This is a genomic window from Streptomyces sp. SID5643 (assembly GCF_009872555.1).
Classification (GTDB): Bacteria; Actinomycetota; Actinomycetes; order Streptomycetales; family Streptomycetaceae; genus Streptomyces; species Streptomyces iakyrus.
This window is the reverse complement of the sequence record NZ_WWIC01000204.1, coordinates 1-14,968: the sequence shown is the minus strand read 5'-3', so window position 1 is coordinate 14,968 and position 14,968 is coordinate 1. Positions and strand designations below refer to the sequence as shown.

The following is a 14,968-nucleotide window of genomic DNA, read 5'->3' as shown; positions in this document are numbered from 1 at the left end:
TCCGTTGCGTTCCCTCGACCTCGCCCGCTCCGTCTGCGAGCGCTTCCACCCCGGTCTGCTCAAGGAGCTGGACCAGATCCCGTACACCGACCGCGAGCGGCCCGGCAGCCCGGTGATCGACCTGTTCCGCATCCACGGCGGGGTCGGTCTGCTGATCCCCGAGGAGTACGGCGGCCACGGCGCCGACGCCCTGGACGCGCTGCGGGTCCAGCTGGCCCTGGGCGCCGTGTCCCCGTCGCTGGTGGCGGCCGTGTCGATGCACCACTTCACCATCGCGATGCTGTACTCGCTGGCCGTGAAGGAGGGCCGGCTGACCGACGAGCAGACGGCCCTGCTGCGCCGGATCGTGCCCGACCAGCAGGTGATGGCGTCCGGCTGGGCCGAGGGCCGGACGGCGCAGAACATCCTCAAGCCGGCCGTGATCGCCCGCCCGGTGCGCGAGGGGTTCCTGCTCACCGGCGCCAAGAAGCCGTGCAGCCTGTCCCGTTCGATGAGCCTGCTCACGGCGAGCGTCGCCATCCACGGCGACGACGGCGAGCCGGAGCTGGCGCTCGCCCTGGTGCCGGCCGACGCGCCCGGCCTGACCGTGCACCCGTACTGGGGTAACGACCTGCTGGCGGGCGCGGAGAGCGAGGAGGTGCGGCTGGAGGACGTGTTCGTGCCGGCCGGCATGGTCGTGCGGGCCGGCGCCGACGACCCGCACCGCCTCGACGACCTCCAGTCGGCCGGGTTCGTCTGGTTCGAGATGCTGATCTCCGCCGGGTACGCGGGCGGTGCGATGGCGCTGGTGGAGCAGGTGCTGGAGCGCGAGCGCGGCAGCGTGGCGGAGCGGGCCGCCCTCGCCGTGGACATGGAGACCGCGGTCGCGCTGCTGGAGGGCGTCGCGCGGGCGACCGGCCCGGAGCCCGGTGACGAGGAGTCGGTGGCCCGCGTACTGGTGGCCCGGTACGCCGTGCAGAACGCCCTGCCCGACATCGCCTCCCGTGCCCTGGAGCTGCTGGGCGGCCTGGACTTCATCCGCGGCTCCGGTCCGGCACAGGTCGCGGCGGCGCTGCGGGCCCTCGCCTTCCACCCGCCGTCGCGCACCGCCGCCGCCGAGCCGCTGCTGCGCTGGTTCGACGGCGGCGAGCTCGTCCTCGCCTAGGGCCCCGGCCGGGACGGACGGTTCGCCGGCCGGTGAGAACCCGGTCACGGCACCGCTGCCGCGGCCGGACAGGACCCCGGCCACGGCACGGTCCCGGTCCTGTCCGCACGACCCCACGACCCCCTTGGAGTGAGCCACACGTGACCGTCATCCAGGAATCCCCGGCGGCTTCGTCCGCCGACGCCGAGGCAGAGGTCCTCGGCCTGTACCGCGCGCATCTGAGCAAGGGCCGGGCCACGCTCGCCGAGCTGTTCGGCAGCCACATGGAGGTGGCGTCCGAGGGCGCCTGGCTCACCACCAGCGACGGTGAGCGCTTCCTCAACGCCGGCGGCTACGGCGTGTTCGTGATGGGCGCCCGCCACCCGATCGTGATGGAGGAGGTGGAGCGCCAGCTGCGCACGCACCCCACCGCCACCCGCATCCTGCTGGAGCCCACCGTGGCCCGCGCGGCCGAGGCACTGGTCTCGGTGCTGCCGCCCGGTCTGGACCGGGTGCACTTCGCGCTCTCGGGGGCGGAGGCGGTGGAGACCGGCCTGAAGCTGGCCCGCGCGAACGGTTTCAAGCGCACGGTCTCCATGCGAGGCGGCTACCACGGCAAGACCCTCGGCGCGCTCTCGGCCACCGCCAAGGAGGTCTACCAGCAGCCGTTCCGCCCGCTGGTGCCCGACTTCCTGCACCTGCCCTTCGGTGACGCCGACGCCCTGGAGGCCGAACTCGCCGCCCACCCGGGCGAGGTGTGCGTCATCCTCGAACCGGTCCAGGGCGAGGGCGGTGTGGTCATCCCGCCGAAGGGCTACCTCAAGCGCGTCGAGGAGCTGGTGCGCGAGTACGACGGCTTCCTGATCCTCGACGAGGTGCAGTCCGGCTTCGGCCGGCTCGGCGAGTGGTGGGGCGCCGACATCGAGGGCGTCCTCCCGGACGTCCTGCTCGCCGGCAAGGCGCTCGGCGGCGGGGTGATGCCGGTCTCGGCGGCCGTCGCCACCCGCAAGGCCTTCCGTCCCTTCGACAAGGACCCCTACGTCCACACCGCCACGTTCTCCGGCCAGCCGGTGCTGATGGCCGCGGTCCAGGGCGCCATCCGGGCCGTGAAGGAGGAGCGCCTGGTCACCAGGGCGCTGGACCTCGGCGCCCGGCTGCTGCCGGCGATCACCGAGATCGCGCGCCGCAACATCCCCGACCTCGTGGTGGACGTCCGCGGCCGGGGCCTGCTGATCGGCGTCGAGCTCGTCGAGGCCGGGCTGGCCGGCGAGCTGCTGATCGAACTGTTCAACCACGGCGTGGTCGCCAACCATTCGATGAACGGCAGCTCGGTGGTGCGGTTCACCCCGCCCGCCGTGCTCGGCGACACCGACGTGGACTTCCTCCTCAACTCCTTCGACCTGGCCACCCGCGACCTCGTACGGGGCGCGGCCAAGATGCCGGAAGGCGGTAACTGATCGTGAGGCACGTCGAACTCGATGCCCTGATACCCGGGGAGCAGGCCGAGACGGTCCTGCACGCCGTACGGCGCTGGGAGCGGTACCCGGACCTGGCGCCCCACGTCAACGCGACCACGGTGCACGCCGCCTACCCCGACCCCGCCGCCTCCTCCAGCTGGGAGCTGCACTTCCGCAGCGGCCTGCTGCGCTGGACCGAGGACGACACGGTGCTGCCGGAGCAGGGCGAGATCCGCTTCGAGCAGTCCGACGGGGACTTCGACTCCTTCTCCGGGACCTGGTCGGTGACGCAGGACGGCGACGACGTCGCGGTCCGCTTCGGCGCCGACTTCGACTTCGGCATCCCGAGTCTGGAGGGCATCCTCGACCCGATCGCCGAGCGGGTCATCAAGGAGACCGTGGCCTGGGCGCTGACCGGTCTGTTCCCCGCCGTGCGCATCAGTGGCGGCATCGAACTCACCTCGCCCGCCGCGGTCGGCGCCTAGCGCATCAGGGAGCTGCTGACCATGGACCAGGCAAACCCGTTCGAGACACCGCGCACGTACTCGCTGCACCGCGCCGAGTACCTGGTGGGCTTCGCCGTCACCACCGGCCTGATGATCGCCCACTTCGACGAGATCCGCTGGCTGCCGGCGATCGCCCTCTTCCTCTACATCGACCTGATCGGCTACATCCCGGGCGCGCTCGCGTTCCGGCGCAGTGGCGGGCGGCCCATCCACAAGGCGTACTACGTCCTGTACAACGTGATGCACAGCCTCATCACCCAGGCCGCCGTGGCCGCGCTGTGGTGCTGGCTGGTGAAGCCGGAGTGGGCGCTGCTGGTGCTGCCCTTCCACCTCTTCGGCGACCGCGGGCTGTTCGGCAACTTCATGAAGTCCTTCGCGCTGCCCTTCGAGCCGGTCCGCCAGCCCGGCTACCTGCGGCTCCTGGACGACCTGGGCCTGCCGCACCCCAAGCCGGTCGGGCATGTGACGGACCCGGTGCCGGTCGGGCACGTCCCGGTCCGCAAGCCGGCGCCGCGGGCGGACGCCGCCGTGGCGCAGGAGGCCCCGGCGCAGGCCGCCGCGGCCGGAGAGTCCGCGGTCCGGCAGGCGGAGGCGCTGCGATGAGCACCGCGACCGCGACCGGCCCGCGCACGCGCCGGCCCGTCCGCCAGGATCCGGCCGAACGGCGCCGGGCGCTCTACCACCTGGCGTCCCCGGTGTCGGTGCTGACCACCGGCCCGGAGAGCCGGATGCACGGCACCACCGCGAGCACGGTCACCCTGGTCTCGCGCGAGCCGCTCCTCGTCGGCGTCGTGCTGCGGGCCGGGTCGTCCTTCGCGCGGCGGGCCGCCGCCGAGGGCCGGTTCGCGATCAACGTGCTGGGCGGTGACCAGGCTGAGGTGGCCCGCCGGTTCGCCGACAGCGGGCGCCCCGACGGCAACGCCCAGTTCGCGGGCCTGCCCTGGACGGCGGACCCGTACGCGCAGGCCCCGCTCATCGCGGGCGCGCTCGCCCACTACACCTGCCGCTTCCACTCCGTGCATGCCGCGGGCGACAGCGAGCTGCTGCTCGGCCACGTCGTGCGCGCCAGGGCGGACGAAGGGCTCCCCCTGCTGAGTTACGCCGGCCGCCTGCACGCCGGCACCCTGCATCCGGCGAAGGAGGCCGCCGCGTCATGACGCAGTCCAAGGTACTCGTGGCCCCCGAGGCCGACTGGGACAAGGCGCCCGGTCTGCTGGACGGGGCGAAGGAACTCACCCTCGGTCCCGAGGAGTGCGACCTCGCCTACTGGATCACCTCGGTGGCCCAGGGCACGCTGCGCGATCGCGGCGTGACCGGTCACCACGACGACGCGATCGTCCCGGACTTCCTGAAGGAGCCCGGTCCGCTGCGCGAGGCGCTGGTGCTGGAGTTCGGTCTGCGCGGGCTGTCCGAGGAGCTGGCCACCCGGCTGCTCGGCCACTACGTGTCGATCGCGCCCGGCATCCCCGAGATGGAGTTCTACGCCACCCAGCTCCTCGACGAGGCACGGCACGCCCGCGTGTTCCGCAACCACCTGGTGGAGCTCGGCATCCCGGCCGACACGCTCCTGAAGAGCATCGACGAGATGGCCCGGGACTACCGCGCCCGGGTGCTGGACCCGGTGGTCGACTTCACCCTCGACATCGTCCGGGACCAGGCCGACTTCCCCGGCGGTGTCGCCGTGTTCGCCATCGTCATCGAGGGCGTGCTGGCGCCGGCCGCCGAGCTGAGCGAACGCAAGTGGACTCCCCTGTCCCCGGCCACCGGCGAGATCTCCCGCGGCACCGCGATCGACGAGATCCGCCATCTGACGGTGGCCAGCACCATCCTGCGCGACCACGTGGCCGCGCACCCCGAGTACCGTCCGCGCCTGCTGGAGATCCTGCGGGCCGGCGTGCGGCTGTGGGACGAGATCCCCGACCGGGAGTTCGTGATCCACCGCGAGGAGCTGTTCCAGGAGGGCATGCTCCAGCACGCTGACCGGATCGGCGACTACGAGATCTGGCCCGGCGTGCGGATGCTCGACACCACACCCGAGCAGCGCTACGACATGGCCGAGCGGTGGACCGACGAGATGGCCGAGGCCCGGATGGCCTACATGGGCCTGCCCCTGGAGATCCTCAGCAGTCCGGGGCCAGGCGCGTGAGCACCGAAAGGGCCGCCGTGGTCTGCGGGATCGGGTCGTACGTCCCGCCCGACGTGGTCACCAACGAGGACCTCGCCCGGCGCCTGGACACCTCGGACGACTGGATCCGCTCGCGCACCGGGATCGCCCGGCGCCGTGTGGTCGCCCCGGGCACGGCGACCAGCGACCTGGCGGTCGAGGCGGGCCTGCGGGCGCTGAAGTCGGCGGGAGACGCGCGGGCGGGCGCGGTGGTGCTGGCCACCACCACCCCGGACCAGCCGTGCCCGGCCACCGCGCCGCAGGTCGCGGCGCGGCTCGGACTCGGCGAGGTGCCCGCCTTCGACGTGGCCGCCGTCTGCTCCGGCTTCCTGTACGGCCTGGCCAGCTCGGCGGGCCTGATCGCCGCCGGGGTGACGGACCGGGTGCTGCTGATCGCCGCGGACGCGTTCACGACGATCATCAACCCCGAGGACCGCACCACAGCGGTGATCTTCGCGGACGGCGCGGGCGCGGTGCTGCTGCGGGCCGGCTCCCCCGAGGAGCCGGGCGCGGTGGGCCCGCTCGTGCTGGGCAGCGACGGCGGGCTGAGCCATCTGATCGAGGTGCCGGCCGGAGGGTCGCGGCAGCGGTCGTCCGGCCGGGAGCCCGCACCGGAGGACCGTTTCTTCCGGATGGTGGGCCGCGACACCTACCGGCACGCGGTGGAGCGGATGACCGCCACCTCCACCGAGGCGGCCGAGCGGGCCGGCTGGCGGCCGTGCGACGTCGACCGGTTCGCCGCGCACCAGGCCAACGCCCGCATCCTGGAGGCGGTCTCGGAGCGGCTCGGCATCCCCGGCGAACGGCGGCTGAGCAACATCGCACAGGTCGGCAACACCGGCGCCGCCTCACTGCCGCTGCTGCTGGCCGAGAGCGCGGCGGACGGACGGCTCACCGCCGGACACCGGCTGCTGCTGACCGCGTTCGGCGGCGGGCTGTCCTGGGGCGCGACCACGCTGGTGTGGCCCGAGGTGCAGACCATCTGACGTCCCGTCACAAGCGGGGCCCGGGCCGGCCCCTCCCACAAGCGCTGTCCGACACAGCGGAGAACGGGCGCTTGCGCCTTCGAGAGAACTGTCGAAAGGAACCGACATGCTGGAGCAGCTCAAGGAAATCCTGTCCAACAAGCTCAAGGTGTCGCCCGAGGCCATCACCCCGGAGGCCACCCGGGAGGACATCGAGCTGGACTCGCTGGCCGTGGTGGAACTGTCGCTGCTGCTGAAGTCCGAGCTCGGCCTGGACGTCAGCGACGACGACCTGCTGGAGGCGGAGACCGTGGCCGACATGGTCCGGCTGATGGAGGAGCGGAGTGCGAAGGTCTGATGGCCGGTATGGACATCGCCGTCACCGGGCTCGGCCTGGTCACCCCGGGTGGTATCGGGGTCGGGCCGAGCTGGGCGGCGGTCTGCGACGGCAGGCCGGCCGCCGCCCTCGATCCGCTGCTGACGAATAACCCCGTACGTATCTCCTGCCGGGTGCCCGGCTTCGACCCCGAGCGCCTGCTGAGCGCGCGGCGGGCCCACCGCCTGGACCGGTTCGTCCAGTTCGCGCTGGTCGCCGCGCACGAGGCGGTGGCCGACGCGGGCCTCGATCCGCAGACGTGGGACGGGGCGCGGGTGGGTGTGGTGCTGGGCTGCGCGGACGGCGGCCCGGGCACCGTCGAGGAACAGCACCACGTGCTGTGCGAGCAGGGCGCCGACCGGGTCTCGCCACTGCTGCTCCCCATGCAGCTGCCGAACATGCTGGCCGGGCAGACGGCCATCGAGTTCGGGGCGACCGGGCCCAACCTGGTGGTGGCCACCGCCTGCGCCTCGGGCGCGACCGCCATCGGCACGGCCCGGGACCTGCTCGCCCTCGGCCGCTGCGACATCGTCCTCGCGGGCGGCAGCGAGGCCATGGTCACCCCACTGGTCATGGCCGGCTTCGCCCAGATGGGGGCGCTGTCGAAACGGCACGACGACCCGGCCTCCGCGTCCCGGCCGTTCGACGCCGACCGGGACGGCTTCGTCGCCGGGGAGGGCGCCGGCATCCTCGTCATGGAACGGGTGGCGGACGCCCGCGCCCGCGGCGCCCATGTGCACGGCCGGATCATCGGCTACGGCGCCACCGCCGACGCCCACCACATGACGTCGCCGCATCCCGACGGCGCGGGCATCGAGGCCGCCGTCCGCGCCGCGCTCGCCGACGCGGGCGCGGACCCGGACGACGTCCAGCACGTCAACGCCCACGGCACGTCGACACCGCTGAACGACCTGGCGGAAGCCCGCATGATCGGCCGGACCCTGCGCGGGGACCCGCTGGTCACCTCCACGAAGGGAGTCACCGGACACCTGCTCGGCGCGGCCGGGGCGGTCGAGGCCGCCTTCACCGTGCTGAGCGTCGAGCACGAACTGGTGCCCCCCACCGCCAACCTCGTCATGCCCGACTCCAGGATCGACATCAAACTCGCGCAGACCGCCACCTACATGCCCATCGACCTCGCCCTGAGCAACTCCCTGGGCTTCGGCGGCCAGAACACGGCCCTGGCCATCGCCCCGGCCTGAACGGCCCGGCCACGTAGCGGCAGCCGCCCGCGGAGCACCTCCGCCGGGCGGCTGTTCCCGTGCGGCACCCGACCGCACGGCGCCCACCCCGCCGGTCCGCGGGCCACCCCACCCCGCCCCGCCCCACGTCAGGAGTCCACCGTGCACGATCCCCAAGAACTGCTGAAGGACGGGCCGCAGGCCGTACGGCGGCTGGCCCGCCGCCGCCACGACCTCGACCCGGCCGCGCTGGCCGACGCCCTGCGCGAGCGCAACGGCACGCAGGCGGAGGTGACCCGGCTGCGCACCGAGCTGAACCGCACGGCCAGGGCCCGCCGCTCCGGCCCGCCGACCGAGGAGGAGAAGGCGTCCGCCCGGGCGCTGCGGGCCGAGGTGCAGCGGGCCGAGGCCGCCGCCCGCACGGCCGCGGCACACCTGACCGAGTTGCTGCTCTCCGTCCCCAACATCCCCCTGGACGCGGTCCCGGACGGCGACTCGGAGAAGGAGGCCGTGGAGATACGCCGGGGCGGTCCCGCTCCTCGTCCGGCGGACGGCGCCCGCCACCACGCCGACATCGGGGAGTCCCTCGGCATCCTCGACGGCCCGGCCGCGGCCCGGCTGTCCGGTGCCCGCTTCGCCGTCGCCCGCGGGGCCGGGGCACGACTGGAGCGGGCCCTGCGCGACTTCCTCCTCGACCTGCACACCCGTGAGCACGGCTACACCGAGCAGTCGGTGCCGTTCCTGGTCGACCGCGACACCATGACCGGCACCGGACAGCTGCCCAAGTTCGAGGACGACCTGTTCCGCACCCAGGTCGGTGAGCGGGAGCTGTTCCTGATCCCCACCGCCGAGGTCCCGCTGACCAACCTGGTGGCCGGCCGGCTCCTGGACTCCCGCTCGCTGCCGCTGGCCTTCACCGCCTGCACGCCGTGCTTCCGGGCGGAGGCCGGGGCGTACGGCCGGGACACCCGCGGCATCCTGCGGCTGCACCAGTTCGAGAAGGTGGAGCTGGTGCGCGTCTGCGCCCCCGAGGACGCCCCGGCGCAGCTCGAACTCATGGTGAACCACGCCGAGGAGTGCCTGAAGCGCCTGGAACTGGCGCACCGCGTGGTGCTGCTGCCGGCCGGCGACCTCGGGTTCTCCGCCCGGATGACCTACGACGTCGAGGTGTGGCTGCCGGGCAGCGGCTCCTACCGGGAGATCTCCTCGGTTTCCGACTGCGGCACCTTCCAGGCGCGTCGCGCGGACATCCGCGTCAAGCGGCCCGACGGAAGCAGGACGCCGGCGGTCACGCTGAACGGATCGGCGCTGCCGATCGGCCGCACGGTCGCCGCGCTGCTGGAGCAGGGCGTGCGGGAGGACGGCTCGGTGGTACTGCCCGAGGCCCTCGTCCCGTACACCGGCTTCCACCGGATCCTGCCGGGCGGGGACACCGCGTAGGCGCCGACGGGCGCCACCGCGGAAAGGGGCGGGAGCCGGGTCCGCGACCCGCTCCCGCCCCTTTTCGCCGCGCTCTGCCCGGTGCTCAGGCGCCCATCATGTGCACCCCTCCGTCGACGTGCACGATCTCCCCCGTGGTACGCGGGAAGAAGTCCGACAGCAGGGCGACGACCCCGCGGGCCGCCGGGTCCGGGTCGGTGGGGTCCCAGCCCGCCGGGGCCCGGTGCTCCCAGACCCCGGCGAGGTCGGCGAACCCGGGGATGGACTTGGCCGCCATGGAGCGCAGCGGTCCCGCCGCGACGAGGTTGCAGCGGACGCCGCGACCGCCCAGGTCCCGGGCGAGGTAGCGGCTGGTCGACTCCAGGGCGGCCTTGGCGACGCCCATCCAGTCGTAGCGCGGCCAGGCGACCGCGGCGTCGAAGGTCAGCCCGACCACCGAGCCGCCGCGCCGCTCCATCAGCGGCAGGCAGGCCGTGGTCAGCGACTTCAGGGAGTACGCCGACACGTGGACGGCGGTCGACACGTCGTTCCAGTCGCCGTCCAGGAAGGAGAAGGCGCCCCGCGGCCCGTAGGCGATGGAGTGCACCAGTCCGTCCAGGGTGTCGGTGTGCTCGCGGATCCGGTCGCCGAGGCCGTCCAGTTGCCGCTGGTCGGTGACGTCGAGTTCGAGCACCGGGGCCGGCTTCGGCAGCCGTCCGGCGACTCGCTCGATCAGGGAGAGGCGCCCGAAGCCGGTGAGGACGACCTCGGCACCCTCCTCCTGGGCGATGCGGGCCGTGTGGAAGGCGATGGACGCGTCCGTGACGACCCCGGTCACCAGGATCCGCTTGCCGGCGAGGAGTCCGCTCATGTCCGGGTCACCGCCTCGGGCAGGGCCCGCACCAGCGGGGAGTCGTGGCCGAGGGCGCCGAGTGCGGCGGCGCCGCCGGGCGAGCCCACGGCGGCGAAGAAGTCGGCGTTGGAGGCGGTGTGGTCGCCCCACTCGGCGGGCACGTCGTCCTCGAAGCAGATCGCCTCGACGGGGCAGACGGGTTCGCAGGCGCCGCAGTCGACGCATTCGTCGGGGTGGATGTACAGCGCCCGGCGGCCCTCGTAGATGCAGTCCACGGGGCACTCGTCGACGCAGGAACGGTCCTTGACGTCGACGCAGGGCAGCGCGATGACGTAGGCCATCGTCAGCTCCTCTTCTTCACAGGGGTGGTCGGGGGGCCGGGGACGCCGTCGACCGGAGCCCCGGTGGTGCGCTCGCCCAGCAGCAGGACCGTCGCCGCCAGGGCCGCCATCGCCGCGGCGATGACCCCGAACAGGGCACCGGGGCCGTGCGCGTCCAGGACCGGCAGCAGGACGAACGGCAGTGCGGCGGCGCTGAGTTTGGACAGTGAGTAGGCGGCGCCGGACGCGGTGGCGCGGATCGCGGTCGGATACTGCTCGGAGAGGTACACGTGCGAGACGCTGGAGAAGACGTTGCTGCACAGGGTGTAGACGAAGCCGAACGCCACGATGAGCGCGGGGGATCCGGCGTAGGCGAAGCCGAGGCCGGCGACCATCATCGCCGCCGCGGAGGCCGCGACCAGCGTCCGGCGCTCGAACCGGTCGACGATCGGCAGAGCCAGCGCGGAACCGACCGGGTAGCCCAGGAAGGACAGCGCGGTGAAGCCGATGCCCGCGACGATGCCGTAGCCCTTGGCCGCGACGATCTGGGGGGCCAGCGTGCCGAAACCGTAGTAGCCGACCACGGACAGCACGCAGAAGATCCACAGCACCACCGTGCGGCGCCGCATGCCGCGGCCGAACACGTCGCGCACACGGTGGCGCACCGCGGCCGGTTCCACCGGTCCGGCGGTGTCCGCGGCCACCGGGCGCACCGTCGCGGGACGGTCCGGGTAGGCCTGCTTCTCCATCTCGGCCACCAGCAGCTCGGCCTCCTCGGTGCGGCCCTGGGCGGCCAGCCACCTCGGCGACTCGATCAGCCGGCGGCGCAGCACCCACACCACGGCGGAGCCCAGCGCCCCGATCACGAACAGCCAGCGCCAGCCGTCGATGCCCAGCGGGGACAGGGGCACCAGCCACAGCGCGGCGAAGCCGACGGCGGGCACCCCGCAGAAGGCGACGGTGTAGGCCCAGGCGATGTACCGGCCGCGCCGCTTGGCGGGCAGCACGTCGGCCAGGTAGCAGTCGGACAGCACCTGTTCGGCACCGATGCCGATGCCGGCCATGAAGCGGGTGACGATCAGCCAGGCGGCGTTCGGCGAGAAGGCGCCCAGCAGGGAGAAGCCCGAGTAGATGGCGAGGTTGATCAGGAAGGCCCGGCGCCGGCCGAACCGGTCGGCGATCCGGCCGAGCACCAGCGAGCCGATGAACTGGCCGATGAACACCGAGGCCAGGACGAGTTTGAGCTCGGTCGCCCCGAAGGCGAAGTCGCTCTGGAGCACCTTGGCGATGGTGCCCGAGAGGTTGTTCTCGAACGTGTCGAAGAGCAGGCCGATGCCGATGACCATGGTGAGTCTTCGGTGCATCGGGGTGATCGGCATGCGGTCCAGGCGGACCCCGATCGCGGCGGGAGCGGTGACACCGCCCGCCACCGTGGTGGTCTGGGACATGGGGAGGCTCTCCTTGGACTCCTGGTTCTCAGGGACTCCGGTGAGGGAACCGCCCGGGCCGACGGCGGGCCCGGGCGTGCGGCCCGGGGGCCGGGGCTGTGGACGCGTGGGGGTGCGGGGGCCGTGCGGGACCGGAGCGTGGGGGGCCCGGACCGGCGGCGACCGAGGGGCGCGGGCCGGGTCAGGCCGCCTGGGCTGCCCGGCGCCTGATCTCCTCCTCCACGGTCCCGGCCCGCACCGGCTCACTGACCTCGTGCAGGTAGGAGGCGACCTCCCGGTAGGACGCCCAGAAGCCGACCTCGTGGTACGGCACCCCGCGCTCGGCGCAGTAGGCGCGGGTCAGTTCCCGGGCGCGCGCCAGGTGCTTCTGCGGCATGGCCGGGAACAGATGGTGCTCGACCTGGTAGTTGAGGCCGCCGTAGAGGAAGTCGACCACCGGGTTCGGGCGGATGTTGCGGGAGGTGAGGACTTGGCGCTCCAGCCAGTCCAGGGTCTCCTCCTCGCCGTCACGGACGTCCATGCCCTTGTGGTTCGGGGCGAAGATCATGCCGAAGTAGACGCCCAGGGCGGCGTGCTGCACGAGGATGAACGCGACGGCGAGGACCGGCGAGAGCACCGTGAAGACCAGGGCGCAGTAGACCGCGGCGCGCAGCACGATCAGGAACGACTCCAGCACGGGCCGCTTGGTCTTGCCCTGCGCGATGGACACCACGGCCGTCCGGAGCATCTTGAAGCCCTCCAGGACGAGCAGCACGAAGAACAGCACGCTCTGGTGGCGCACGACGAACTTCTGCGTGCCCCGCCGGCTGGGGTACTGCTTGACGTCGAAGATGACGGTGCGCCGGCCGATGTCCGGGTCCTTGTCCAGGTGGTTGGGGTTGCTGTGGTGCCGGTTGTGGTGGTTGACCCACCAGCCGTAGCTGACCCCGTTGACGAGGTTGGCGTGGATGTAGCCGACGGCGGAGGCGGCCTTCTTGCTGCGGAACATGGCCTTGTGTCCTGCGTCGTGCCACATGAACGCGGACTGGCCGCCGCACAGCCCCATCCACAGGGCCGTCAGCAGCTGCCACCAGGAGTCGCCCAGGGCGAAGAACGCGGCGAATCCGATCAGCAGCAGGGTGGTGTTGAGCGCGAGACGGCCCACGTAGTAGCGCGGGTCGAGGTCGAGGAGACCTTCCGCCTTGACGCGTTTGAGGAGCTCGGCGAACGTCGCCGAGGCGCCGGTGCGCGGGCCGGCCGCGGAGGCGGCTGCTGCCCCGGCTTCTTGTGTGTGCGGACGCTGCATGCGTTGCTCTCCTTGGGAGAAGTGCCCGGTGCGGGCGGCGGCGCCGCTGCCCCGCGGACCTGCGGGCGCCGCGAGTCGACAGTGCTCCCGCGGGCGGTCGGGAACGCGCGGGCGTGCCCGCCCGGCGGTCCGGGGACGCCGGAGCACAGTGCGGTACTCCGCCGGGGGACCACCGGACGAACACGTGTCCAGCGTGCTGCGCCGCGCTGATGTGCCACTGATGCCGGTCTGATCGGTGGCGGCCGTCAGGCGGCGGACTCGGCGCGCAGCCGTTCGTCGAGCGCCAGGACGGCGGCGTCCGCGTCGCGCGCCACGTCCTCGTCGTCGGGCGCGCCGATGACGGCCATCAGCCGCTCGACCACGGTGTGCTGGAGGACTTCGGTGCTGGTGTCGGGTCCGTTGTCGCTCATCGCTGGTTCTCCTGTTCCGGAAGACGGGTGGTGCGTGAGGGCGGTGCGGGGAGGGTGACCCGCGGCGCGTCGTGACGCCGCGCCCCGCTGCGGGCACGGTCGGCCCGGAGTGCCCCGCTGCGGGCGTGACAGATGACGGTTCGTCAGAAAGCCTTGCAGGCACGGAAGACGTGGGCGAAGGACGCCAGCGAGGCCTGCGGGCCGTCGAAGGCGACGTACTCCGGGATGACCACGTCCGGAGCCCACTTCTGCTTGTAGGACAGCTGGGTCTGCGCCGGGTAGAGGGCGGCTCCCTCGACCCACAGGGCGTGCATCAGCCACTGGAACGCCGGGCTGTGGCCGTCGATCTCGTGGCCGGCGTCGAGGCCGGTGAACGGGGTGAAGCCGAAGTGCAGCCACTCGACGCCCTCCGAACGGAACACCTCGACGGCGGTCGCGTTGATGGCCTCCATCAGTCCCGGGGAGCCGTCCGGGACGCGCCGGCTCAGGTCGTGCATCCAGCCGGCCCGGCCGCCGTACACCGGCGAGTAGGAGATGTACGCCACGGGGCTGCCGTCGATGGTGCCGGTGAACAGCCGGCGGTGTGCCTGGGCCGGTCCGCCGATCTGGCCGACCAGGAACTCCAGTTGCTGGGCGCCGCCCTTGGAGCCGAGCCAGGCCCGGTCGATGGCGGCGATCGCGTCCTGCCAGTCGTCGGCGGGGACCTCCTGGACGACCAGGCCGTTGCGGCGGGCCCGGGAGATCTTGTTGCGCAGCTGCATGAAGCGGGTGCCGCGCAGTGTGAAGTCCGGCAGACCGACGGCCCAGGAGGCGCCGACCTGGTTGACGGTGAAGCCGCGGCGGGCGTAGTGCTCGGCGTCGGCGCGCTGGAGCTGGATGCCGACCAGGGTACGGCCCTCGTCGCGGACGTGCCGGCGGAAGGCCTCCAGGAGGGGGTCGTAGGCATCGGGGGCGGCGAAGGGGCCGCCGAACTGGACGGCGAACCGGCCCGTGCGCCGGTACACGACGACGCCGTCGGCACCGGGCAGTGTGAAGACGTCGTTTCCGCTGTTGAGGGCCAGGAACGCGCTGGGGTTCTCGCTTGACGTATGGGTGCGTATCGCCTCGAAAACCGGGTTGTCCATGGCGGTCACGGTCATTGTTTTCCCCTTTCGGGAGCGTTTTCCATCGCCCCGAGTAGAGCATCGAGGGCAGGTGCGAGAAAAGACCGGTCGGGAATTCTCAGATCGAGTCAGAGAAACGTCAGCGCTTTGTCAGGCCTCCCTGCCAATGTTGTTCTCGGGAACGGCACGGGAGACCGGAAGCCGGGAACGAGGAGAGGTGCCCGGAGCGGCTCATCGGGGACCAGAGAGCAATCTCATGGTCGGGCCCACAAAGCCCACGCAGGTTCGAATCCTGCCCTCTCCGCGAAAACGGCCACGCACCAACGGCCGCACAAGGAGAGGTGCCCGGAGCGGCTCA

General features: G+C 72.6%; 16 protein-coding genes and 1 pseudogene. 11 read left to right on the top strand and 6 right to left on the bottom strand.

Features of this window, described 5'->3' with window-relative positions:
* Positions 1-4: 4 nt before the first annotated feature.
* The 10 genes from GTY56_RS23215 (at position 5) to serS (ending at position 9,212) form a co-directional block, all read left to right on the top strand.
* On the top strand, positions 5-1,144 hold the full coding sequence (locus GTY56_RS23215) for an acyl-CoA dehydrogenase family protein (RefSeq protein WP_161367263.1): 1,140 nt from the start codon (positions 5-7) through the stop codon (positions 1,142-1,144).
* A 140-nt stretch (positions 1,145-1,284) separates the two neighbouring features.
* Positions 1,285-2,580, top strand: coding sequence for an aminotransferase class III-fold pyridoxal phosphate-dependent enzyme (locus GTY56_RS23210; protein ID WP_161367262.1), 1,296 nt, complete (start codon positions 1,285-1,287; stop codon positions 2,578-2,580).
* Between the two features lie 2 nt (positions 2,581-2,582).
* Positions 2,583-3,065: an SRPBCC family protein gene (locus GTY56_RS23205; protein WP_161367261.1), complete on the top strand. Its 483-nt coding sequence runs from the start codon at positions 2,583-2,585 to the stop codon at positions 3,063-3,065.
* Between the two features lie 21 nt (positions 3,066-3,086).
* Positions 3,087-3,689, top strand: coding sequence for a hypothetical protein (locus GTY56_RS23200; RefSeq protein WP_161367260.1), 603 nt, complete (start codon positions 3,087-3,089; stop codon positions 3,687-3,689).
* Complete coding sequence (locus GTY56_RS23195) at positions 3,686-4,243, top strand: flavin reductase family protein (protein ID WP_161367259.1); 558 nt, start codon at positions 3,686-3,688, stop codon at positions 4,241-4,243. Before GTY56_RS23200 ends, GTY56_RS23195 begins: the two co-directional genes overlap by 4 nt.
* Positions 4,240-5,232: a ferritin family protein gene (locus tag GTY56_RS23190; protein ID WP_161367258.1), complete on the top strand. Its 993-nt coding sequence runs from the start codon at positions 4,240-4,242 to the stop codon at positions 5,230-5,232. Before GTY56_RS23195 ends, GTY56_RS23190 begins: the two co-directional genes overlap by 4 nt.
* Positions 5,229-6,236: a beta-ketoacyl-ACP synthase 3 gene (locus tag GTY56_RS23185; protein WP_161367257.1), complete on the top strand. Its 1,008-nt coding sequence runs from the start codon at positions 5,229-5,231 to the stop codon at positions 6,234-6,236. The genes GTY56_RS23190 and GTY56_RS23185 overlap by 4 nt, the downstream gene beginning before the upstream one ends.
* 106 nt (positions 6,237-6,342) lie before the next feature.
* Entirely contained in the window at positions 6,343-6,573 is a 231-nt protein-coding gene (locus tag GTY56_RS23180; RefSeq protein ID WP_018888444.1) for an acyl carrier protein, read from the top strand.
* Positions 6,573-7,793 carry a beta-ketoacyl-[acyl-carrier-protein] synthase family protein gene (locus GTY56_RS23175; RefSeq protein WP_161367256.1) on the top strand — a complete coding sequence of 407 codons (1,221 nt, stop codon included), beginning with the start codon at positions 6,573-6,575 and terminating at the stop codon, positions 7,791-7,793. Before GTY56_RS23180 ends, GTY56_RS23175 begins: the two co-directional genes overlap by 1 nt.
* A 141-nt stretch (positions 7,794-7,934) precedes the next feature.
* Positions 7,935-9,212 (top strand): serine--tRNA ligase, encoded by a 1,278-nt coding sequence (serS, locus tag GTY56_RS23170; protein WP_161367255.1) that lies wholly within the window; start codon positions 7,935-7,937, stop codon positions 9,210-9,212.
* An 85-nt stretch (positions 9,213-9,297) separates the two neighbouring features.
* Here serS and fabI read toward each other — a convergent pair whose 3' ends face one another.
* From fabI to GTY56_RS23145, 6 genes are all read right to left on the bottom strand, one after another.
* Entirely contained in the window at positions 9,298-10,062 is a 765-nt protein-coding gene (gene fabI / locus GTY56_RS23165; RefSeq protein ID WP_030234948.1) for an enoyl-ACP reductase FabI, read from the bottom strand.
* The gene (gene fdxA / locus GTY56_RS23160) at positions 10,059-10,385 is read right to left on the bottom strand and encodes a ferredoxin (RefSeq protein ID WP_150483456.1); all 327 of its coding nucleotides are present in this window, start codon (positions 10,383-10,385) and stop codon (positions 10,059-10,061) included. The genes fabI and fdxA overlap by 4 nt, the downstream gene beginning before the upstream one ends.
* A gap of 2 nt (positions 10,386-10,387) precedes the next feature.
* Positions 10,388-11,812 carry an MFS transporter gene (locus GTY56_RS23155; RefSeq protein ID WP_161367254.1) on the bottom strand — a complete coding sequence of 475 codons (1,425 nt, stop codon included), beginning with the start codon at positions 11,810-11,812 and terminating at the stop codon, positions 10,388-10,390.
* 181 nt (positions 11,813-11,993) lie between these two features.
* Positions 11,994-13,097: a fatty acid desaturase family protein gene (locus GTY56_RS23150; protein WP_161367253.1), complete on the bottom strand. Its 1,104-nt coding sequence runs from the start codon at positions 13,095-13,097 to the stop codon at positions 11,994-11,996.
* Positions 13,098-13,342: 245 nt separating this feature from the next.
* The gene (locus GTY56_RS40025) at positions 13,343-13,507 is read right to left on the bottom strand and encodes a hypothetical protein (protein WP_167537461.1); all 165 of its coding nucleotides are present in this window, start codon (positions 13,505-13,507) and stop codon (positions 13,343-13,345) included.
* A 143-nt stretch (positions 13,508-13,650) separates the two neighbouring features.
* Positions 13,651-14,646 carry a DUF2156 domain-containing protein gene (locus GTY56_RS23145; RefSeq protein ID WP_161367252.1) on the bottom strand — a complete coding sequence of 332 codons (996 nt, stop codon included), beginning with the start codon at positions 14,644-14,646 and terminating at the stop codon, positions 13,651-13,653.
* Between the two features lie 175 nt (positions 14,647-14,821).
* On the opposite strand from GTY56_RS23145, the pseudogene GTY56_RS23140 reads away from it, so the two are divergent.
* Positions 14,822-14,914, top strand: a pseudogene (locus GTY56_RS23140).
* The last annotated feature ends 54 nt before the right edge of the window (positions 14,915-14,968 follow it).